Source organism: Nocardia ignorata NBRC 108230 (assembly GCF_001612905.1).
Classification (GTDB): domain Bacteria; phylum Actinomycetota; class Actinomycetes; order Mycobacteriales; family Mycobacteriaceae; genus Nocardia; species Nocardia ignorata.
Genome location: NZ_BDBI01000002.1, coordinates 210224 through 231024, shown reverse-complemented (window position 1 = coordinate 231024; position 20801 = coordinate 210224). Strand labels below are relative to the sequence as shown.

The following is a 20801-nucleotide window of genomic DNA, read 5'->3' as shown; positions in this document are numbered from 1 at the left end:
GAAAAACCGGGCTCGGCGCCGGTGACAGTGCCCAACCACGACCTGACAGCGGCTCCTCACCGAGAGGCCGGGGACGTTCAGGAGCCTTGCCTGAAAGTCAGACGCAGGTCGGCATCCCCATGAGCATGCTTGTGCCGGTGGACAGGCATCGCAGCAGCAGGCCGGGAAGGGCCGCCGAACCCGAATCCGGATCTGCGGAGGCAGTCATCGGGCCGGCCGATCCGGAATCGGTGGCCACCGGGCTCGGGGTCGCGACGGGCGAAGCTGTCGCAGTACCAGCCAGCCCAACGCCCAACGAAAACGCAACAGCAGCAACCACACTCAGACGACGCATTTCTTCAACCTCTCGAACACCGATAGATACCGCAGACGGTAATGCCGATGAACAAAAGTGAAACGCCCCCACTTCCGTGGGCTCGCGTCACACCTCCGCGCGGTCAAGTGCCTCGGCTTCCATCGACGCGATGAAGTCCGCGACGTTCGAGCCATAGATGCCCCAGCTATTGACGCCGCCGAGCTCTACGAGGCGAAGCACGCCATCCGGGCAGACGCCTACGTCGACCGTGACCATATTGGAGCCGTGCACGAGCATGCGCCTCGCCGCAGCCTCCGCGAAAGCGCGCACGTGGTCGGGGACCGGAGCATACGGTTCCAGGGGGTACGAACTTCCGCAGAAGAAGCGGCCGTTGCGGCAGAAGCAGCGGTACTCATTCTCGAAGTTCACGACTTCCGACACCACGACGAGTTCGTGCTTGTGCTTGTCGTACAGGTCGCCCCACCGATCCAGCTCGGCAATCGGATGAACGGCCGCGGGAAAGAGTTTGAAGTTCGTGTCACTGCGGAGAAAGACGCGATCGCTGCCGAACATGCGTCCCAAGGGAAGGTCGGGAAGCGCCGAGAACGGCACAAGAACGGCGGTGCGGCCGAGAAGGTCGTATACGTGCGGGTAGTACGACGAGCAGCGCAGCGTCGGGTAGTCGTCGAATACCGCGTCACCGAGGTGCGGATGCCGGCGCAGGTGCGTCATTGTCGGCATCGTCCCGTAGCCGACGACCGGGCGCGTGTCGGGCAGGACAGGCCAACGGCCCATCATGACGTCATGACGGTGCACGATCACGGGATCGTCCAGGGCAGCCGCGACAACGGCCGATCCGGGGAATTCGTCGTGGTGGTCGATGAGCCAACGCGGTCGCACGGTTCGACGCTACTCGCGGTCGATGCCGTCGAATATGTTGCGGGCCAATGCCGTACTGTCTCGACTTTCACTCGGGACGAGCAGCAGGCCTGTCCCTATGGCTGCGCGACTCGATTCAGGATGCTGTCGGGCCGGCGCTCAGTGTGGACGAGCCGAGGCTCAGCAATTGCAGGATGTTCTGGATGAAGTCGCACCCGCCCGGCGCTCCGATCGGGTACTCGACGCACGCGGCAACGGGAGCAGCGGGCTGAGTGGCAGCTTGGGCGGGGCCGACCGGGGCCAGCATCAGCGCGCCGACCAACGTAGCCACCGCGAAAGATCTTTTCATCGAGAATCCTTACTGCGCCGAGTTTCGAACTGCCCACTGCCGAGCAGGCTATTGAGGTGCCGGCGCAACCACGAGACCCCGCTTCCGTGGTCTGTGGCTCGAAGCATCTGTATGAGCGGAATTCTCGGATCAGTCGCAGCAAGCGCAGTCGTGATCGCTTGTACTCGCAGCAAAGGGTGCCGGACAGCAGGTGTCACCCCGCCACGCGTCGAGACCTTCCTTGACCGCGATTGCGGCGATGACAAGGCCGGCGATGGGGTCGGCCCACGACCACCCGAACAGGCTGTTGAGCAACAGTCCGACCAGCAGCACCGCCGAAAGATAGGTGCACAGCAGGGTCTGCTTGGAATCGGCGACCGCGGAAGCCGATCCGAGTTCGCGGCCGGCGCGGCGCTGGGCCCACGACAGCACCGGCATCACCGCCAGGCTCACCGCCGCCAGGGTGATCCCGATCGGGGAAGGCCGGGCTTCGCCGGCGCCGAGCAACCCACGGATCGAATCGACGGTGACATAGAGAGCAAGGGCGAAGAACGAGAACGCGATGATCCGCAGCGCGATCTTCTCGCGCTTCTCCGGGTCCCGGCCTGCGAACTGCCAGGCGACGGCGGCGGCCGAGGACACCTCGATGATCGAGTCCAGACCGAATCCGATCAGCGCGGCCGACGAAACGCGAGCGCCCTCGGTCAAGGCGATGATCGCTTCGATGACGTTGTAGGTGATGGTGGCCGCGACGAACCAGCGGATCCGGCGCGCCAGCAAGGCCAGGCGCTGCGTCGAAGCCGCGGACACCGAGGAAGACATCAGCAGCACTCTTGCGTAGCCGAGTCCGGGCAGCAGGCCGGATCCACGGCCAGCACCAGCCCGGTCAGGTCGTCCAGGGCCCGCCCGATGCGCGCGTCGGCCAGCTCGTAACGCGAGCGCCGCCCCTCCGGTACCGCGACCACAAGCCCACAACCGCGCAGGCAGGCCAGGTGATTGGACAGGATCTGACGCGACACTCCGATACGTTCGGCCAGGTCCGAGGGGTACGCAGGCGCTTCACGCAGGCTCAGCAAGATCTGCGTGCGAGTGGCGTCGGAGAGCGCGTGCCCGAAGCGGGCCAGCGCGTCACGACGAATCAGAGTATCCACACGTCGACAGTACATCGAAATCTGTATTCAGGAAACGATGAATCTAGGCCACGAGGCGCACGACGGCGACGGTCTTGTCATCGTGACGTTTGGCCCGAGGAAGTGCCTGGCCGTCCGGGTCCGTCTCGGCCTCCCAGATGTGCACATCACGAAGCAGTTGTTCGAGCTGTCGCGTGGACATGTTCGCGACTTCGGGCCAGGTCACCCCGAGCGAAGGAACGAGATCGAAGGCGCCGTCGGTGGCAGCGATGATCCACGCGACCTCATCACGTGGATACCGAAAGCGCAGCGCGTGTGCGGCCGCGCCGGGATCGGCTTCGGCGATCCAATAGCCATCCGGGCGGTTGCGCTGCGCCCGTTCGGCGACCTGAAGCTCTCGCAGGACCTTCCGATGTTGTTCGCTGTAGCCCTGCCCGTCGGCCAGCAACCTGCGGAACAGGTCAGCCTCCGGTAGCCGAAGCCTCGGCAGCCGATCGTCGGTATGCACCTGCACGCCTCCGGTGCGCAGCCCGACGATCACCGACGAGTCACCGAGAACCAGCACATCGACGGCGTCGGATTCGACGCGGACGAGCGCGACTGTGCTCGACGGCGCCGCCCCCGGTTCGATCCCCAGCACGGCCACTGCCCTCGCGATCGACTGCTCGAGGACGACCGCCAACGGCGACGTTCCATCGATCGACTGCGCGAGGTCCGAGGCGAGAAAGTCGACATACGCCCCGGCCGACGGCATCGCGGGATCGTGGGCCGTGGCACCGTCGAGAACGATCACAGCATGGTCGGTGACGACCAGCCGGTCCTCGTCGGAACTAGCGGCCAATTGCGCGGATTCGACGATGATCCCCATGCGGCCACAGCGTACGGCTGCTAACCGGGGACGCTCAGGTCAACCCGGCGTAGCTGTGCAGACCCGAGATGACCATATTGATGATGAAAAGGTTGAACAGCATTGCCACGAACCCGGCGATGTTGATCCACGCGGCCTTGGTGTCTCGCCAGCCCGAGGTCGCGCGCGCGTGGAGGTAGGCCGCGTAGAGAACCCAGGCGATGAAGGAGCAGGTTTCCTTCGGGTCCCAGCCCCAGAAGCGGCCCCAGGCGGCTTCGGCCCAGATGGCGCCGAGGATGACGCCTGCGCCGAAGAGGGGGAAGCCGATGATGGTGGTTTTGTAGGCGAGCTGGTCGAGGGTGCGGGCGTCGGGGAGGCGGCGGGCGATGGTGCCGAAGATGTTCGAGGACTCTTCGCCTGCCGGTTGGCGCATGCGGTAGAGGTAGAGGAGGCTGGCGACGCCCGAGACCAGGAAGACGCCGCTGCCGACGCTCACGATGGTGACGTGGATGGGCAGCCAGAACGAGCGAAGGGCGGGGACGACGGGGGCGGCGTCGGCGTAGAGGACGGTGCCCGCGAGGAACATCAGGATCAGCACGGGGACGAGCAGGAACGCCCACATCGCGCGGAAACGCTGATCGCGCAGGAAGATCAGGCCGATCACCACGGCGGCCGCGGTGGCCATGGTGGTGAACTCGTACATGTTGCCGAGTGGGAAGCGGTGGGTGGCGAAACCGCGCAGCACGATCGAGGCGATGTGCAGGACCGCACCCACCGAGAGCACGGAGAACGCCATGTCGCCGAAGCGTTCGGCGCGCGACTTCGCCTCGGGCATCGCGATCCGGCCGGGCAGGGACGGATCGACGGGGCCGTGGTCACGCGCGGCGACCTGCTTGGCGCGGGCCGAGGCGTACTGCACGATCAGCAGCACCGTCGCCAGGGTGTAGACGGCGATCGCCGACATGAACGAATAGTCGCTGTAGCGTGCCAGCGTTTCGTCGATCGGCATCAGAACTCCGCCTCGATGTCGCGTGCGCTCCGCATCACTTCTCCGCTCCCAGCAACCGTGCCCGCAGTCGATCGAATTCGCCGCCCCAGCCCGCTTGATCGCTTCTGGCGAGGCCGCCCATCTCTACTACGGTTCGTCGTTGATCCACGGTACCTGCCTCGGGGTCGGCGGGGTACGCCCGGATCCAGATCCGGCGTCGTTTCACCAGCAGCGAAACCAGCAGACCCGCCATCATGGTCAGCGCGCTCACCAACACCCACTGCTGGGCGGGGTCGTGCGAGACCTGCAGATTCACGAATTCCTCGGCGCCGTCGAAGGTCACCTTGGTGCCGTTGGGCAGGGTGGTCGACTCGCCGGGCCGCAGGTTGACGCGCGCTTCCTTAATGAGCCGCCCCTGCTTCACCATCTCCGGGTCCAGTGCGAACAGCGACTGCGAACGGCCGGTGTCGAGGCCCGTATTGCCCCGGTAGATGTCCACGGCGACAGCCGGATCGTCCATCTTCGGGAACGACGACGTGAGCAGACTGCCGTGGAACATCGCGGTCGGCGCGAAGAGACCTTCGATGGCGATCTGGTTCTGGCGGCGTTCCTCCTCGGTGGCGTACATGCCGCCGGGCGGGTCGATGCGCAGCACACCGCTGGACAGGAAGGTCTGGGCGTCGTCGGGACGCCACTGGATGGTCTCGGTGCGGGTCTGCCCGTTCGGGAAGGTGACGGTGAACGTCGGCGCGAAACCGTGCCCCTGCAGGTAGACGCGATCACCGGCGACGCGCAACGGGTGATTCACCCGCAGCTCGGTGCTGCGCCACGTATCGGTGGTCAGGTCCTCGCCCGCCTGGTAGTCGATGTTCGAGGTGAACATCTCGGCCTGACCGGTGGGCAGGTAATCGGCCTTGAAGTCCTTGACCTTCACGCACAGCGGGGTCATCCCGGTGCCGTCGTTGACATTGCCCGCCCGGAACGAGTCGAACACCGCGGGCGAGGTGGTGCAGAAACCGGGACCACCGTTGGCGATCACGATGACATTGCCCTCGTACCCGAACAGCTTGCCGAGCGCGATCGCGACCAACAGCCCCACCAGCGACAGATGGAACACGAGGTTGCCGAATTCGCGCAGATACCCCTTCTCGGCGGAGATCGTCATCTCGCCGTCGCGGTTGCCCGGACGGACCTCGGTACGCCAGCCACGCAACTGTTCGCGCGCCTGCTCGATCACGGTGTCGGCGTCACGATCGACGGTCTCGTCGAAATGATGCGGCAACCGCCCGAGGTTGCGCGGGGCGGCGACGGGCGGGGTGCGCAGCGCCTTGTAGTGGTCCCAGCAGCGCGGCAGGATGCAGCCGACCAGCGAGATGAACAGCAGCACGTAGATGGCGGTGAACCAGAAACTGCCGAACACGTCGAACAGTTCGAACCGGTCCATCCACGGGCCGAGCGTCGGCCGGTCGGCGATGTACTGGTCGACCTTCTGCGCGTTCAGGCTGCGCTGCGGCAGCAGCGCGCCGGGAATGGCGGCCAGGGCGAGCAGGAACAGCAGAACCAGCGCCGTGCGCATGCTGGTCAGGCCACGCCACGTGTTGCGGACCAGCGCCCAGGCGCGGCCGGGAAGCGACTGGCGGGGCGGGGCGGAGGCAGCGGGGGGAGTCAGTGTGTCAGTCATCAGATCGGCAGGGTCACCTCGGAGACGAACCCGTCACGCACCCAGCCGACGAACTGATCCCAAGCCCCCGTGACCAGCGCGACGCCGACGGCGACGAGCAGAACACCCCCGATTACCTGAATGGTGCGCGAATTACGCCGCAACCAGCCCACCCCACGCAGCGCACCCGCCGAGCCGAAGGCCAGCACCACGAACGGCAAGCCGAGGCCGAGGCAGTACGCCACGATCAGCGCCACACCGCGCGCGGCGGTGGTGCCCTCGGTACCGGCGGACACCGCCATCACCCCCGACAGCGTCGGGCCGAGGCACGGCGTCCAGCCGAGCGCGAACACCCCGCCGAGCAGGGGCGCACCGACGATGCTGGTGAACCGGCGCGGTTCCATCCGCGTATCGCGCTGCAACGCGGGCACCAGGCCGATGAAGACCAGACCCATCAGGATCGTCACCACACCACCGATGCGCTGCAGCAGTTCGCGGTTGACGTTGAGCGTCTGGATCACACCGAAAACAGTGGCCGTGGCCAGCACGAATACCACCGTGAACCCGGCGACGAACAGCCCGGCGGCACCGGCGACCCGCAGCTTCGCGCTACGGCGCTGCTCGGTGAGCGTGGCGACCTGGGCGGTCGAGGCAGGTGGCGCCTCGGCACCGACCAGGCCGGCCAGATACGACAGGTAGCCGGGCACGAGCGGCACGACACACGGTGAAGCGAACGACACCAGGCCCGCGAGCAGACAGGCACCCAGCGCCAACAGCAACGGTCCCGATGCCGCGGTCTGCTGGAACGAGTCCCCGACTGCGGCAAGAACCATCACTCGGAGGTGTCCTCGTCACGCTGCTCGTCGCGGGGCAACGACAGGGTGCGCTCGGTCTCGGCCGGCTCGACCGGACCGAACTCGAACAGGCCCGCACCGGCGACGCTGCGCGGGACGGTGGCGATGCCCGCCCAACGATCATCGACGGTCCACCCCGCTCCCATGCGGCGGGCACCCTGGCGGGGGCGACACGCGGTCAGATTTCCGGGACGACGACGACTCACTGCTTCTCCTCGAGGGCGAGTTGCTCGACCACGGGCTGCAGGTCTTCGGCCAGTAGCGAGCGAAGGAAGACCGCGGCGACCCGGTGCTGACGATCCAGGATCAACGTGGTCGGGATAACACTGGTTGGGAAATTTCCGCCGAGGGCGAGCAAGGTTCGCATCGACGGGTCGTAGATGGACGGATACGCGATCTTGTTGTCCACTACGAAGTCCTGGGCTTTGTCACGCTGGTGGTCGCGCACATTGATGCCCAGGAATGCGACGCCCTTGTCCTTGGTCGCCGCGTACACCTTCTCGAGCGCGGGTGACTCGGCGCGGCACGGGCCGCACCACTGTCCCCACAGATTCACGACCACGACCTGACCGGGGAAATCATCGACCGAAACGGTCTTTCCCTCGTTCATCAGATCGGGCCCCGCGAGCGTACCGATCGTGCCGCGCGTGGCGGGCGGATCGTATCTGATGTCAGTCTTACCACCGGGCGACACGAATTCGAACGTGCCGCCGCCGGTGGCCACCGCATCGGTACCGGTCGAACAGCCCGCCGCGGCCACGACGACCAGCAGGGCGGACAGCACGGCGGTCAGCGCCCGCAGCCGATGGCCACGGGCGTTACCCGATGCGGTGCGTAGCTTCATGCGCCGTGAACCGACGGATCCGACGCGCCGGCGGGCTCGGAGTAGACGATGTCGACCAGCGTGTCGCCGTGATAGACCAGCGAGGTCAGCGAGGCGAGCGAGCACTGGCGGTTGCGCGGGTCGTGCCAGAGGCGCTGACCCTGCAGAAAACGGCGCAGCGTCCACACGGGCAGCTGGTGCGACACCAGCACCACCTCGTGGCCCGCTGCCTCGACGCGCGCCTTGTTCACGGCGGCGAGCATGCGATGGGCGATCTGCAGGTACGGCTCGCCCCACGACGGAGTGAACGGGTCGCGCAGTTTCCACCAGTGCCTCGGCTTGCGCAGCGCGCCGTCACCCACCGATACGCGAAGACCCTCGAAGGTGTTGCCCGCTTCGACCAGGTTCTCGTCGGTACGCACGATGAGATCGTGGGCGGCCGCGATCGGGGCGGCGGTCTCCTGCGCGCGCTGCAACGGCGACGCGATCACCAGGGAGATGTCGTGATCGGACAGCGAACGGGCCACCGCGGCGGCCTGCGAACGACCGGTCACCGACAGGCTGAAACCGGGCAGACGGCCGTAGAGGATGCCGTTGGGGTTGTGCACCTCGCCGTGGCGCAGTACGTGGACGATGGTTTCCACGCTCGACGGATCGTGGTCGAGACCGGGCGGGGCGGCGGCGGGCGCCGGGTGCGGCGCCTCGTCGGCGACGGGGGTGGGGAGTGCGTCGGGCTGGTCGGAGCTCACGCTTGCGATCCTTCGGGGGTGGCGGCCGCGGCCGCGTGGGCGGCGGCGGGCAGAGCGGCGGCGATACGGTCGAACGCGTCCTCGTCGAGCGCCGCGGAGACGAACCATGCCTCGAACGCGCTCGGCGGCGCGTACACACCCGCGTCGAGCAGGGCGTGGAAGAAGGCGGGGTAACGCCAGGTCTGACTCGCCTTGGCGGCGGCATAGTCGGTGACCGGGCGATCGGCGAAGAACACGCTCACCATATTGCCTGCGAACTGCACCTGATGCTCCACCCCGGCTTCGGTGAGCGCTTTCGCGAAGAGGCCGCCGAGCCGATCGGCGTTGCGGTCGAGCGCCGCGTACACCTCGTCGTCGGCCGCGCGCAGCGTCGCCAGGCCCGCCGCGACGGCGACCGGGTTACCCGACAGCGTGCCCGCCTGATAGACCGGGCCGAGGGGGGCGAGGTTGTTCATGATCTCGGCGCGGCCACCGAACGCGGCGGCGGGCAGGCCACCGCTCATCACCTTGCCGAACGTGTAGAGGTCACCGGCCACGCCTTCGCGGCCGTACCAACCCGAGGCGCTCACCCGGAAGCCGGTCATGACCTCGTCCATGACGAGCAGCGCGCCGTTGTCGTGAGCCAGCGTGCGCAAGCCCTCGTTGAAACCGGGCAGCGGGGCGACGGCACCCATGTTGCCCGCGGCGGCTTCGGTGATGACGCAGGCGATCTGGCCGGAGTGCGCTTCGAAGGCGGCGGCGACGGCGGCGAGGTCGTTGTAGGGCAGCACGATGGTGTCGGCGGCCTGAGCACCGGTGACACCCGGCGAGGTCGGCAAGCCGAGCGTCGCCACGCCCGAGCCCGCGTCGGCCAGCAGGGCGTCGACGTGGCCGTGGTAGCAGCCGGAGAACTTGATGATCTTGGAGCGCCCGGTGAAGCCGCGCGCCAGCCGGACCGCGCTCATCGTCGCCTCGGTGCCGGAGTTGACCAGGCGCACCCGCTCCACGGGTTCCACGCGGGCGGCGATGGCCTCGGCCAGTTCGATCTCGGCCTCGGTGGGCGCGCCGAACGACAGTCCGCCGGTGGCGGCCCGCTGCACCGCCTCGACGACGGTGGGGTGAGCGTGTCCGAGGATCATCGGGCCCCAAGAGCACACCAGGTCGACGTACTCGTTGCCGTCGGCGTCGACGAGGGTGTAGCCGCTGGCCGAGGAGATGAACCGGGGCGTGCCGCCGACCGAATTGAACGCACGGACCGGGGAATTGACACCACCCGGGATCACCGAAGCCGCCCGCTCGAAGAGCTGGGCGGAAATCGGTACCTGCGACGAACTGGCCGTGGTCGCGCGCGGAGAAGAACTCACGAATTCCAGTGTCTCAGCTCGCCTCGGCACGCCGGACGACAGGGTGGAGCACAGTGACCCAGACCGCAGCGACCCACCGACGACACGCCCGACACGCCGCGATGCCGACGGCTACCGCGCCTGGCAACAGCAGGTCGCGGCGCACGTCGGCGTCGGAAGACCTACTAGGTGTACATGCAGGGCACGTCGGCCGAGATGGTGTGCAGCTGACACATGATGCCGTTGTAGATGCCGCTCGAACCGGTCTCCGGGGCGAAGCCGCCCGCGGCGGGGTCCGCGGCCATCGGGGTGAGCGGCAGACCGGCCTCGGCCTGAGCGGGCGCGGCGAGCGCGATCGTGGCGACTGCGGCGCCGACGGCGAATATCCCTGCGGTGAACTTGGTCATCGAGTTTCCTCCTGGTGGGCCCGCTTCGACGGACCCGGCATCGGGTGTTCGAATCCCAACGCGCACATCGGAATTCGACTTCCCTCAGACCATCGGACCCGCGGCGCGCAACGCTACACGTCGTTCGCGAGCCGAAAGGGTTCGCGCGACCGCGTCGATCAGGAACAACCCGGCGAGGATCACGAGCCCGGTCGACAACGCCAGCATCGGCGGCACGTACCGCACGGCCTCGAAACCGGAATGCTCATCGCTGCCGACGAATTCGGTACTTCGTCGGGCGTTGCCCCAACTGGCGACGGCACCGGCAAAGCACACGGCGGCCAGGCCGAGTTCGACCGACACCGCGACGATCCAGCGTTTCATGCGTGCGATCCTGCCAGGGCCGCGAGCGAGCGCGGGCTCGTGGGTCAGACGACGCTGGGTAGCAGGACAAGGGCGATGGTGGTCAGCCCGAGCAGCACGAGCAGCCCGATCACCAAACAATCGCGCCGCAGACTGTGGGGTTGCTCGATCACCACGCGCATCGTTGCCTCCGCTCCCCTGGCAGCACCATTACTGCCACTGTGTGACAATCCTCACGATACACGGCGGCGCGTCAGCGGCCAATGGGCCTGTTGTTCATCTCGGGTTCTTCTGGAAGTACCCGACGGAGTCCGGTCGGAAACACAGGTACGCCGCGCCGACGGCGAGCACACCCTGCACGATCGACGTGCCACCGCTCACCATCGCGGCCACACCGGTGTCGCCGGAGAAGCTGAACATGGTGGCGACGGCACCGATCCCGAGCCAGACCGCGACCACCGTCAGCACTGTGCGCGCCCAGTTCTTACCGCGCCCCAGCTGATGGGCGATGGCGACGGTGACGCCCGCCAGCAGCACCCCGACGATCGCGGTGAGCACGAAGGCTGCCGTCACCATCAGATCGACGGTCGAGGCGGGGATATTCGGGTCGCTCTTGTGCATTTCGTCGAGGAACTGCTTGCTGAGCTCGTCGCGCTGCCCGGTCATGGCGGCCACGCTCGCGCCCGTGTACACCACACCGAGGGCAGCGACGGCGAACCACAGCTGCTTGGCGGTGCCCACGTCCTCGGGCATCGGACGGGATTCCGGTTTGTTCGGTGGAACGATCACGACAGCCAGTGTGCGGCCTCGGTCGCCCAGTAGGTGAGCACGATGTCCGCGCCCGCCCGCCGGATGCCGACCAGCGATTCCAGCACGGCGGCACGGCGGTCGATCCAGCCGCGCTCGGCGGCGGCGGTGATCATCGCGTACTCGCCCGAGATCTGGTAGGCCGCGACCGGGACGGTCGAACGGTCCGCGACGTCGCGCAGGATGTCGAGGTAGGACATCGCGGGCTTCACCATCACGATGTCGGCACCCTCGGCGAGGTCGAGATCGAGCTCGCGCAACGACTCACGGCGGTTGGCCGGGTCCTGCTGGTAGGTGCGCCGGTCGCCCTCGAGCGACGAACCGACCGCCTCACGGAACGGGCCGTAGAACGCCGAGGCGTACTTGGCGGCATAGGCCAGGATCGCGGTGTCGGTGCGGCCGACGGCGTCGAGGCCGCGCCGGATCGCGCCGACCTGGCCGTCCATCATGCCGCTGGTACCGAGCAGGTCGGCGCCCGCCTCGGCCTGGGCGAGGGCCATCTCCACGTAGCGGTGCAGGGTGGCGTCGTTGTCGACGGCGCCGTCGGTCCCGATCACGCCGCAGTGGCCGTGATCGGTGAATTCGTCGAGGCAGGTGTCGGCCATGACGACGGTCGAGTCACCGACTTCCTCGGCCAGCGCACGCAACCCGCGGTTGAGGATGCCGTCGGGGTCGCTGGCCTGGCTGCCGGTGGCGTCCTTGTCCTCGGGCAGCGGCACACCGAACAGCATGAGACCGCCCACGCCGGCGGTCACCGCCTCGACGGCGGCCTTGCGCAGCGAGTCGAGCGAGTGCTGGTACACGCCGGGCATCGAGCTGATCGCGCGCGGTTCGTCGATCCCGTCGGCCACGAACATCGGCAGCACCAGGTGGCGCGGCTCGAGCGTGGTTTCGGCGACGAGCCGACGCAATGCGGGTGTCCTGCGCAACCGCCGCGGGCGGTCGAAAGCGGTCATAGCCCGCAGAATACGCCTGCGCTATACGGCCCGCACCGGCGCCTATGCCCCGCCGGACAGGCGGCTGCGTTCGCCGAGAATCTGCTCGAAGGTCGCGAACACCGGTAGCGGTCCGGTCGAATTCCACATCTGGTTGGTGAGCAGGATCGCGGTCACCGGACCGTCGTTGGTCCAGCTGGAGCCGAGACCGCCCGCCCAGCCGTAGGCACCTGCGCGGGGGCCGTCGGGACGGTCGGTCAGCTGTACGCCCACGCCGTAACCCCAGCCGGCACTGCCGTCCGGCTCGGGCCCGCCGCGAGCGATTTGCTCGGCCGTCAGATGGTTGGTGGTGATGGCCGCGACGGACCGTTCGGACAGGATCCGCGTTCCGTCGAGTTCACCGCCGCCGGACAGCATCCGCGCGAAACGATGGAAGTCGGCGAGGGTGGAGACAAGTCCGTCGCCACCGCCTTCGAATACCGGTGGGCTGCTCCACTGGCCGTCGACCGGATCGAAGACCACACGCTCGCCGTCGACCTCGACGAAATGCGGGCCGAAGCGGTCGAGCTTGCCGGGCGCGACACTGAATCCGGTGTCGGGCATATCGAGCGGGTCGAGCACCCGTTCGGACAGGAACTGCGACAGCGGTTTGCCCGCCGCCCTGGCGATCAGGATGCCGAGGATCGCCGAGCCGACGTGGTACAGCCAGCGCTCCCCCGGCTGGAACTGCAATGGCAGGGTGCCGAGCCGGGCGAGCCAGATGTCCGGCGGCGGCATCTCGGCCGGGGTCGGCGGACCGGCGCCGAGGCCCAGCTCGGCACAGGCCGCGGTGAACGGCTTCGGCGAGAAGTCGGTGAAATCCATGCCCCACCCGAGCCGGAAGGTGAGCAGGTCGTCGACCGTGATGGGCCGTCGTGCCGCGACCGTGTCGGTGATCTCGGCAGCCGGATGGGTGAGCACTTGTCGATCGGCGAGCTCGGGCAGTAAGCGGTCGACCGGTTCGGCGGGGTCGATGACGCCGTCCTCGATCAGGATCGATGCCGCGACGGCCGTTAGCGGCTTGGTCATCGAGGAGATCCGGAAGATCGTGTCGGTCCGCACCGGCGTCGTGCGCGCGGCATCCAGATGACCGATCGCACCGGTGGCCACGGTGTTCGAATCGTCGACGAGCCAGGCCAGGCCGAGCAGTTCGTCGGCCGCCACGTGTGCGCCGAGGCGTTGGTCTATCGGGTCGAGCGTCATCGCATCTCCTCCCGTTCGCGTGACGCCACTAGATCACAGCGGTCCGACAGCTATTGCCGAATCGCCTCGGGCACCGAGCACAATCGCCCGCGGCAAACCTGTGGATAACTCCCAATCGCCTACCAGCACAACAACTTCCGATAGTGAGCGACGAAACTTGTCGGTGCCTCCCGATACAATCGAAAGCGTGTTCGAGGATCGCGCCGCACACAGCGCGGTCCGTTCGCGAGGGAGGACGCCGATGAACGCCATTGCCGCACAACGAAAGACCTTCATCACCGAGCCCTACGTCCCGCTGGAGAAGAAGCGGCTGCCCGCAGGCCGTCCGCGCCGCTGGTACATCGCGCACAACCGCAGGCTCAAGGCCATGCGGCTGACCATCGCCCTGCTCGATTCCGGTGTGTACCTGCCGAATCAAGCGACCAACGACACCATCCGGCGCACCGCCGAGAAGATCGACCTGCGCGCGCCGTCGGATGCCACCTGCCGGCTCGTGCGCACGCTGCTGCGCTACAGCCGATGACCCTGATACGCCGAAAGCCCGCCGTGACGGGCGGGCTTTCGGGGTATCTACGATGGCTAGCGGCTGCTGCTGCGGCGGCTCTTCTTACGCGGCGGCGGCAACAGACCCTCGGCGCGCAGGCGCGACGCGTGCTCGGCCAGCGCCTCCACCAGGGGGCCCACCTGCGCGGTCTCGGGCTGCACGTCCACGCGCAGACCGAACTCGATCGCCGTCTCGGCGGTCTTCGGGCCGATACAGGCCACAATGGTCCGCGCGTGCGGCTTACCCGCGATACCGACGAGATTGCGGACCGTGGAGGACGAGGTGAACAGCACCGCGTCGAAACCGCCGGTCTTGATCATCTCGCGGGTCTCCGCGGGCGGCGGCGACGCACGCACCGTGCGGTAGGCGGTGACGTCGTCGATCTCCCAGCCGCGTTCGCGCAGGCCCTCGGCGAGGGTCTCGGTGGCGATGTCGGCACGGGGCAGCAGCACCCGGTTCACCGGGTCGAACACGTCGTCGTAAGGCGGGAAGTCGGCGAGCAGGCCCTCCGAGGACTGTTCACCGCTCGGCACCAGTTCGGGGTTGATGCCGAAGGAGCGCACCTTCTCGGCGGTCGCCTCACCCACACAGGCGATCTTCACACCGGAGAACGCCCGCGCGTCGAGACCGAACTCGGCGAACTTCTCCCACACCGCGCGCACCGCGTTGGTGGAGGTGAACACCACCCACTGGTAGCGGCCGTCGACCAGACCCTTCACCGCGCGTTCCATCTGCGCGGGGCTGCGCGGCGGCTCGACCGCGATGGTCGGCACCTCCATCGGAATGGCACCGTGGGTGACGAGCCGTTCGCTCATCTCACCGGCCTGATCCTTGGTGCGCGGCACGAGCACGGTCCAGCCGTACAGCGCCCGCGACTCCCACCACGACATCTTCGAGCGTTTCTCGACCTCTTTACCGACCGTGACGACCAGCGGGCCGACCAGCTCGGAAGCGGCGTTGTTCAGCGAGGCGAGCGTGGCCTCGATGGTGCGCTGCTGACGGGTGGTACCCCGCACGGTCACCGCCACCGGGGTCTGCGGCGCGAGCCCGTGCTCCACCAGCGCGCTCGCGGTCTCGGCCAGGTGGCCGGAGGTGGCGTGCAGCACGAGCGGGCCGAGAGCGGCGGCCAGTGCGGCCCAGTCCACTTCCCCACGCACGTCGGCCTCGGTGTGCCCGGAACCGAGCGCGATACCGGCATAGCTCGGCACCGCCGAACCGTTGGGCAGACCGGGCAGCACCTCGAACACCATGTGCGAGCGGGTGACCGCGTTGACCTCGTTGATCACCGAATCGGTCGTCAGCGGGTCGCCGGTGACGATGCGGACCACGTCGTGGCCGTTGCGGGCCTCGGCGATCAGCGTCTTGGCCACCTCGGCGGGTTCGCCGAGCGCCGGACGCACGTCCACCGGACGTTCACCGTCCTCGCCCGGTTCCACTGCCACGCCGATGAGGGCGAGCACACCCTTGTCCACATCGGGATCGGTGAACGCCAGCGTCGCCCGCTCGAGCACCTCGCGGGCGCGCACGGTCAGCAGGGCCGGGTCGCCGGGGCCGGATCCGACGAAAAGGATCCGCCCGGGTTGCTTCTTGGTGGCTCGGCTGCTCATCGGTTGTTCTCCATCGGGCTGGAATTAGGGAAGTCTGTGGCGGGCGCGGGCTCATCGGCGACGCTCAGCAGGGCGCGGGCACCCAGGTCGAGCAGTTCGCGGGCCAGCGTGCGCCCGAGTTCGGCGGCGTCCTCCGGCGCGCCGACTATCGAAGCCCGCAACACATCGGAACCGTCGATCGCGGCGGCGCAGGCACGCAGCGACAGTTCCTCGAAGATCCGGCCGTCCTCGTCGATCGACTCGACGACCTCGGCGAGCGCGCCGATCGGCGCGGTGCAACCGGCCTCCAGTTCGCCGAGCAGCGCCCGTTCGGCTTCCACCGCGTATCGGGTCGGCGCGTCGTCCAGACCGGACAGCACCTCGATCAGCTGCGGGTCGTCGCTGCGGCACTCCACCGCGAGCGCGCCCTGGGAGGGAGCGGGCAGCATCTGCACCGGCTCCAGTGATTCGGTGATGGCCTCGGTGCGCCCGATCCGGCACAGGCCGGCGCGGGCGATGACGATGGCGTCGAGTTCGCCCTCGCTCACCTTGCGCAGCCGGGAGTCGATGTTGCCACGCAGCGGGAGGATGTCGAGACCGAGTCCGAGGGCACGCAACTGCGCGGCGCGGCGCGGCGCGGAGGTGCCGACCTTCGCGCCTGCCGGCAGCTCACCGAGCACGAGCCCGTCGCGGGCGACCAGCGCATCGCGCGGGTCCTCGCGGGGCGGGATCGCGGCGATGGTGAATCGCGGGTCCTGCGCGGTCGGCAGATCCTTGTACGAGTGCACCGCGATATCGATACCGCCGAGAGCGAGCTCGTCGCGCAGCGCGGAGGTGAACACGCCGACGCCGATCTTCTGGACCGGGTCCGACGACAGATCGCCGGGAGTTTTGATCACGACCAGTTCGGCGGGCTGGCCCGCCGCGATCAGGGCGTCGCGCACGGTGCCCGCCTGGGTCAGCGCCAACAGGCTGCCGCGCGTGCCGATCCGCCAGGGCGCACGAGTGCTTCCTGCGGTCACGGTGTCCTCTTCCTGCACTGTCGTGGTCATGATGTGCCCTTCTTCGCACGTCCGGGCTTCGTCTGGTTGTGTGTCACGGCGCGGGCGGTCATGCCGACTGCCCGTCGCCGAGGTGTCCCGCGGTGAAGTCGTCGGCCAGCGCGGACTCGGCCGCGGCGACCTCCATGGGCGCGGCAACCGCTTGCACCGCACCGGGTTTCAGCTCGAACAGCTCGCGCAGCGCCTCGGCGTAGCTGTCACCGCCCGGCGTGGACGCCAGCTGCTTCACCCGCACCGTCGGCGCGTGCAGCAGCTTGTCGACGACGCGGCGCACGGTGCGCGCCACTTCGTCGCGAGCCGGATCGGCCAGGTCGGGCAGCCGCGAGTCGAGGCGGAGCAGCTCGGCCTCGACCACCTCGGCGGCACGCTGACGCAGCGCGGCCACCGTTGGGGTGACCTCGGCCATGCGTTGCCCGGCAAGGTATTTGGTGAGTTCGTCGGCGACGATCGCACGGGCGGCGGCGGTGTCGTCGGCCGCGGCGCCCGCGGCCGGATCGCGCTGCAGCGACTCGATGTCGATCACGACGACACCCGGCAGCCCGGCCACGGCGTGTTCCACGTCGCGGGGCAGGCCGAGGTCGCAGAACACCAGTGGCCGCTCGGCCGCACCGGTGTTCGCCCGGCCCGCGAGGGCCCGGTGGGTGTCGGCCAGGGTCACCACGGCCCCGACTGCGCCGGTACAGGTGATGACGACGTCGGCGCCTGCCATGGCGTCGATGAGCCCGCCCGTCTCCACCGCGACGGCGTCGACACCGTGCATGGTGCGCCCGGTCTCCGCGAGCCGATGCGCGCGATCGAGCGTGCGGTTCACCACCACGATGCGGCCGATGCCCGCCCGCGAAAGATGCGCCACGGCAAGGCCACCCATGGCACCCGCGCCGAGTACCACGGCGGTGCGCCCGGTGAGATCACCGATCACGCCGCGCGCCCGGTCGAGCGCGACCGAAACAACGGAGGCGCCGGCCCGGTCGATCCCGGTCTCGGCGTGCACCCGCTTGCCCACGCGCAACCCGTGCTGGGCCAGCTCGTGCAGGGTGCGGCCGACGGCCTGCTGGTTGTCGGCACTGGCGTAGGCGCTGCGGATCTGGCTGAGCACCTGCTGCTCGCCGACGACCATCGAGTCGAGCCCGCTGGCCACCGCGAACAGGTGCTCGGCGGCGGCCTCGCTGTAGCGCACGTAGGCATGCCTGGTGAGGTCGGCGAAGGCCATCCCGGAGTGTTCGGTGAGCAGCTCGCCCACCACGTCGAGGCCGCCGTGGAAGGCGTCGACCACCGCGTACACCTCCACCCGGTTGCAGGTGGAGACGATCATCGCCTCGGACACGTGACTCGACTCGAGCAAGCGGTCGACCAGTTTGGGCCGGTCGGCCTCGCTGACAGCCACCTTCTCCAGCACCGAAACCGGGGCACTGCGATGGGAGATCCCGACAAGCAGAATGCTCATGACTGCACCTCGCCCGGTTCGGTCACGCGCGCACGCGCGCCTGCCTGTTGGTTCGCTCGCTGACGCTCGCTCATGGGGTGATCACCGATCCCTGGGTGCTTGGCTGGCGTTGCCGCATGCGGGTTGGCCGAATGCGGCGCGGTGCGACGCGGCGGCCTGCCGCGCGCCGGTTCGACCGGCGCGGGGTGATTGAGGGCGGGATGGTTCTGCGGCGGCACCCGGCGCGCGACCCGGCCCGGGCTCGCGTGGGCGACCTCGGGCAGCGGCGGCGCGTCGTTGCGGGCGGCGTCGAAGGACAGCATCTGCAGTTCCATCGCCAGATCCACCCGGCGGATCTGCACGTGCGCGGGCGCGCGCAGCTCGCACGGGGCGAAACTCAGGATCGAGAGCACCCCGGCGTCGACGAGCCGGTCACACACGTCCTGCGCGGCTTCGTCGGGGACCGCGAGCAGCGCGATCGTGGGGGCGAGAGCGGGAATCTGGGCGACGAGCAGCTCGACATCGCGCACGACGAGACCGGCGTACGACTGACCGATCACCGCCGGATCGTTGTCGAAGATGCCGACCACGGTGAAGCCGCGTACCCCGAAACCGCCATAGCCGACCAGGGCGCGGCCGAGGTTGCCCGCACCGATCAGCACCACCCGATGTCCCTGCGACAGACCGAGCACATCTTCGATCCTGGTGCGCAACTTGGCTACGTCATAGCCGACACCCCGCACACCGTTGGGTCCGAGGAAGGAAAGATCCTTACGCAGCTTCGCCGAATTGACACCCGCCGCGACAGCCAGTTCCTCACTCGATACGATGGCAACACCGGAGTCGGCCATGCCGGCCAGAACTCGGAGATAGGTAGCAAGACGAGTCACCGTGGCCTGCGGGATATCCCGCGCGAGAGCCTTGCCGGAGGCGCCTGTCGGCGTCTCGTGCTGCTCTGTCACGTCGTCGGCTCCTCGTTCCGGGCCTGATCGCGGTCCGGTACCTGTCGTTGCTTCACCGGTTGTGGGCCGCTGCGTCTCGAGGCAGCGACCGGTGCCATGGGGGGCGTACAAACCCGATCACCACCGCTGCTGAAGGCGGCGGTGCGGATTGCGTGCCACCACCGTAACCGCTTGTGCAGGCGTTCACAAAGTCGGTGAATTTGGCCTCATTTTCGCTCGCGACCAGCGAAACGGCTCAGATCGGCCCGCAAACGTGGCTCGTCGACGTCGAAATAGCTGTGTTCACGGCCGTCCAACAGCACAACGGGGAGCCGATCACCGTATTCGGCACGCAACGCCGGGTCGGTTGCCGCGGCTTCGTCGACATCGACGGTCTGTACCGGGAGACCGAAATCACCACAGATGGCCTCCAACTGGGCGAGTGCGATGCTGCACATTCCGCAACCGGCGCGCGTCAACAGGGTCACGGTTGGTGTGGGATTCGTCATGGCTCTTATTTAATCCCCGGGCTCGCCGCGGCATGTCGGCGAATCCGGTTACTGTGGACATGTTCGCGCGACTAGCGGAGGGTACTGGTGCCGGAACGTTCGAAGGTGACTAGGGCCGGATTCGTCGCAGGGCGATTCGGCGAGTTCCCTGCGCGGTGGCAGCCCAGCCGCCTCGGCCAGGAGCTGCAGGAACAGTTCGCGCGGCTGCCGCGCAGCCCGTTCGGGCCCAGCGAGGAGGAACTGCGCGCGAATCTGGCCGGTGAGGCCAGTGCCGATGCCGCCCTTACGCTGCACGACGCCGAACTGGCCGAACAGGGCACCGACGCGGGCCCCGAGGTGCCGCGCGACCTCACCGCCGCCGCGTTCTTCGACGTCGACAACACCCTCGTGCAGGGTGCCTCGATCGTGCATTTCGCGCGTGGCCTGGCGGCCCGCAAGTATTTCAAGACCTCCGATCTGGTCGACGTCGCCTGGAAACAGGTGAAATTCCGGGTCACCGGCAAGGAGAACTCCTCCGATATGGCCTCGGGGCGGGAGAAGGCGCTCAGTTTCATCGCTGGTCGGCCAACGGCCGAGCTGGCGATGCTCGGTGAGGAGATCTACGACGAGATCATCGCCGACAAGATCTGGCCGGGCACCCGCGCGCTCGCGCAGATGCACCTGGACGCGGGTCAGCAGGTGTGGCTGGTGACCGCGACCCCGGTGGAGTTGGCGAATGTGATCGCCAAGCGGCTCGGGCTCACCGGTGCGCTCGGTACCGTCGCCGAGAGCGTCGACGGCAAGTTCACCGGTCGCCTGGTCGGCGACATCCTGCACGGCCTCGGCAAGGCCCACGCCGTGCGCACCCTCGCCATCCGCGAGGGCCTGAACCTGAAGCGGTGCACCGCGTATTCCGACAGCCACAACGACGTGCCCATGCTGTCGCTGGTCGGCACGGCCGTGGCCATCAACCCCGATTCCGACCTGCGTGAGGTGGCCAAGAACCGGGGCTGGGAGATCCGCGACTTCCGTACCGGCCGCAAGGCCGCCAAGATCGGCGTACCGACCGCCCTCGCCCTCGGCGCGGCGGGTGGCGCTGTCGCCGCGGCCATCACCCGCAAGCGTGGTTGAGCGGCGCACGTGCCGGGAG

The 20801-nt window shown here is 68.2% G+C and carries 24 protein-coding genes; 2 read left to right on the top strand and 22 right to left on the bottom strand.

From position 1 onward, the window contains the following. Nucleotides 1–421 precede the first annotated feature (421 nt). The 17 genes from NI2_RS01500 to NI2_RS01425 form a co-directional block, all read right to left on the bottom strand. Complete coding sequence (locus NI2_RS01500) at nucleotides 422–1195, bottom strand: ATP-grasp domain-containing protein (protein ID WP_067484970.1); 774 nt, start codon at nucleotides 1193–1195, stop codon at nucleotides 422–424. A gap of 115 nt (nucleotides 1196–1310) precedes the next feature. Further along, nucleotides 1311–1523: a hypothetical protein gene (locus NI2_RS01495; RefSeq protein ID WP_067484968.1), complete on the bottom strand. Its 213-nt coding sequence runs from the start codon at nucleotides 1521–1523 to the stop codon at nucleotides 1311–1313. Nucleotides 1524–1652: 129 nt separating this feature from the next. Further along, nucleotides 1653–2324: a cation efflux transmembrane domain-containing protein gene (locus NI2_RS01490; protein ID WP_067485862.1), complete on the bottom strand. Its 672-nt coding sequence runs from the start codon at nucleotides 2322–2324 to the stop codon at nucleotides 1653–1655. Further along, nucleotides 2324–2668 carry an ArsR/SmtB family transcription factor gene (locus NI2_RS01485; RefSeq protein WP_210740173.1) on the bottom strand — a complete coding sequence of 115 codons (345 nt, stop codon included), beginning with the start codon at nucleotides 2666–2668 and terminating at the stop codon, nucleotides 2324–2326. Before NI2_RS01485 ends, NI2_RS01490 begins: the two co-directional genes overlap by 1 nt. A 28-nt stretch (nucleotides 2669–2696) precedes the next feature. Then, the gene (locus tag NI2_RS01480; RefSeq protein ID WP_067484964.1) at nucleotides 2697–3500 is read right to left on the bottom strand and encodes a hypothetical protein; all 804 of its coding nucleotides are present in this window, start codon (nucleotides 3498–3500) and stop codon (nucleotides 2697–2699) included. A 34-nt stretch (nucleotides 3501–3534) separates the two neighbouring features. After that, complete coding sequence (gene ccsB / locus NI2_RS01475) at nucleotides 3535–4488, bottom strand: c-type cytochrome biogenesis protein CcsB (RefSeq protein ID WP_067484962.1); 954 nt, start codon at nucleotides 4486–4488, stop codon at nucleotides 3535–3537. Between the two features lie 34 nt (nucleotides 4489–4522). Next, nucleotides 4523–6148: a cytochrome c biogenesis protein ResB gene (resB, locus tag NI2_RS01470; RefSeq protein WP_067484959.1), complete on the bottom strand. Its 1626-nt coding sequence runs from the start codon at nucleotides 6146–6148 to the stop codon at nucleotides 4523–4525. Further along, on the bottom strand, nucleotides 6148–6960 hold the full coding sequence (locus NI2_RS01465) for a cytochrome c biogenesis CcdA family protein (RefSeq protein ID WP_067484956.1): 813 nt from the start codon (nucleotides 6958–6960) through the stop codon (nucleotides 6148–6150). The genes resB and NI2_RS01465 overlap by 1 nt, the downstream gene beginning before the upstream one ends. After that, on the bottom strand, nucleotides 6960–7187 hold the full coding sequence (locus tag NI2_RS33465; protein ID WP_133733852.1) for a hypothetical protein: 228 nt from the start codon (nucleotides 7185–7187) through the stop codon (nucleotides 6960–6962). The genes NI2_RS01465 and NI2_RS33465 overlap by 1 nt, the downstream gene beginning before the upstream one ends. After that, the gene (locus NI2_RS01460; protein ID WP_067484954.1) at nucleotides 7184–7825 is read right to left on the bottom strand and encodes a TlpA disulfide reductase family protein; all 642 of its coding nucleotides are present in this window, start codon (nucleotides 7823–7825) and stop codon (nucleotides 7184–7186) included. Before NI2_RS01460 ends, NI2_RS33465 begins: the two co-directional genes overlap by 4 nt. After that, on the bottom strand, nucleotides 7822–8553 hold the full coding sequence (locus NI2_RS01455) for a histidine phosphatase family protein (RefSeq protein WP_371851928.1): 732 nt from the start codon (nucleotides 8551–8553) through the stop codon (nucleotides 7822–7824). Before NI2_RS01455 ends, NI2_RS01460 begins: the two co-directional genes overlap by 4 nt. After that, a complete protein-coding gene (hemL, locus tag NI2_RS01450) occupies nucleotides 8550–9896 on the bottom strand; it encodes a glutamate-1-semialdehyde 2,1-aminomutase (protein ID WP_067484951.1) in 1347 nt (448 codons plus the stop codon). Before hemL ends, NI2_RS01455 begins: the two co-directional genes overlap by 4 nt. A 164-nt stretch (nucleotides 9897–10060) precedes the next feature. Then, the gene (locus NI2_RS01445) at nucleotides 10061–10282 is read right to left on the bottom strand and encodes a hypothetical protein (RefSeq protein ID WP_067484948.1); all 222 of its coding nucleotides are present in this window, start codon (nucleotides 10280–10282) and stop codon (nucleotides 10061–10063) included. Nucleotides 10283–10366: 84 nt separating this feature from the next. Then, the gene (locus tag NI2_RS01440) at nucleotides 10367–10645 is read right to left on the bottom strand and encodes a hypothetical protein (protein WP_067484945.1); all 279 of its coding nucleotides are present in this window, start codon (nucleotides 10643–10645) and stop codon (nucleotides 10367–10369) included. Nucleotides 10646–10900: 255 nt separating this feature from the next. Continuing rightward, nucleotides 10901–11413 carry a hypothetical protein gene (locus NI2_RS01435; protein WP_067484941.1) on the bottom strand — a complete coding sequence of 171 codons (513 nt, stop codon included), beginning with the start codon at nucleotides 11411–11413 and terminating at the stop codon, nucleotides 10901–10903. Beyond that, nucleotides 11410–12387, bottom strand: a complete 978-nt coding sequence (gene hemB / locus NI2_RS01430; RefSeq protein WP_067484938.1) for a porphobilinogen synthase — start codon at nucleotides 12385–12387, stop codon at nucleotides 11410–11412. The genes NI2_RS01435 and hemB overlap by 4 nt, the downstream gene beginning before the upstream one ends. 42 nt (nucleotides 12388–12429) lie before the next feature. After that, nucleotides 12430–13608, bottom strand: coding sequence for a serine hydrolase domain-containing protein (locus tag NI2_RS01425; protein ID WP_084475779.1), 1179 nt, complete (start codon nucleotides 13606–13608; stop codon nucleotides 12430–12432). A gap of 241 nt (nucleotides 13609–13849) precedes the next feature. Between NI2_RS01425 and NI2_RS01420 the strand changes: the two genes are divergently transcribed. Beyond that, the gene (locus tag NI2_RS01420; protein ID WP_067485858.1) at nucleotides 13850–14131 is read left to right on the top strand and encodes a hypothetical protein; all 282 of its coding nucleotides are present in this window, start codon (nucleotides 13850–13852) and stop codon (nucleotides 14129–14131) included. Nucleotides 14132–14187: 56 nt separating this feature from the next. On the opposite strand, the gene NI2_RS01415 is transcribed toward NI2_RS01420, so the two are convergent. The 5 genes from NI2_RS01415 to NI2_RS01395 all read right to left on the bottom strand — a co-directional run bounded on the left by NI2_RS01415 (nucleotide 14188) and on the right by NI2_RS01395 (nucleotide 19672). Beyond that, nucleotides 14188–15759: a bifunctional uroporphyrinogen-III C-methyltransferase/uroporphyrinogen-III synthase gene (locus NI2_RS01415; protein WP_067484932.1), complete on the bottom strand. Its 1572-nt coding sequence runs from the start codon at nucleotides 15757–15759 to the stop codon at nucleotides 14188–14190. After that, entirely contained in the window at nucleotides 15756–16790 is a 1035-nt protein-coding gene (hemC, locus tag NI2_RS01410; protein ID WP_067484929.1) for a hydroxymethylbilane synthase, read from the bottom strand. The genes NI2_RS01415 and hemC overlap by 4 nt, the downstream gene beginning before the upstream one ends. A 58-nt stretch (nucleotides 16791–16848) precedes the next feature. Beyond that, nucleotides 16849–18243, bottom strand: coding sequence for a glutamyl-tRNA reductase (locus tag NI2_RS01405; protein WP_067484926.1), 1395 nt, complete (start codon nucleotides 18241–18243; stop codon nucleotides 16849–16851). After that, nucleotides 18240–19184 carry a redox-sensing transcriptional repressor Rex gene (locus NI2_RS01400; protein ID WP_174552168.1) on the bottom strand — a complete coding sequence of 315 codons (945 nt, stop codon included), beginning with the start codon at nucleotides 19182–19184 and terminating at the stop codon, nucleotides 18240–18242. The genes NI2_RS01405 and NI2_RS01400 overlap by 4 nt, the downstream gene beginning before the upstream one ends. A 206-nt stretch (nucleotides 19185–19390) precedes the next feature. Then, nucleotides 19391–19672: a glutaredoxin family protein gene (locus NI2_RS01395; RefSeq protein ID WP_067484923.1), complete on the bottom strand. Its 282-nt coding sequence runs from the start codon at nucleotides 19670–19672 to the stop codon at nucleotides 19391–19393. Nucleotides 19673–19759: 87 nt separating this feature from the next. On the opposite strand from NI2_RS01395, the gene NI2_RS01390 reads away from it, so the two are divergent. Further along, on the top strand, nucleotides 19760–20782 hold the full coding sequence (locus NI2_RS01390; protein WP_371851927.1) for an HAD family hydrolase: 1023 nt from the start codon (nucleotides 19760–19762) through the stop codon (nucleotides 20780–20782). The last annotated feature ends 19 nt before the right edge of the window (nucleotides 20783–20801 follow it).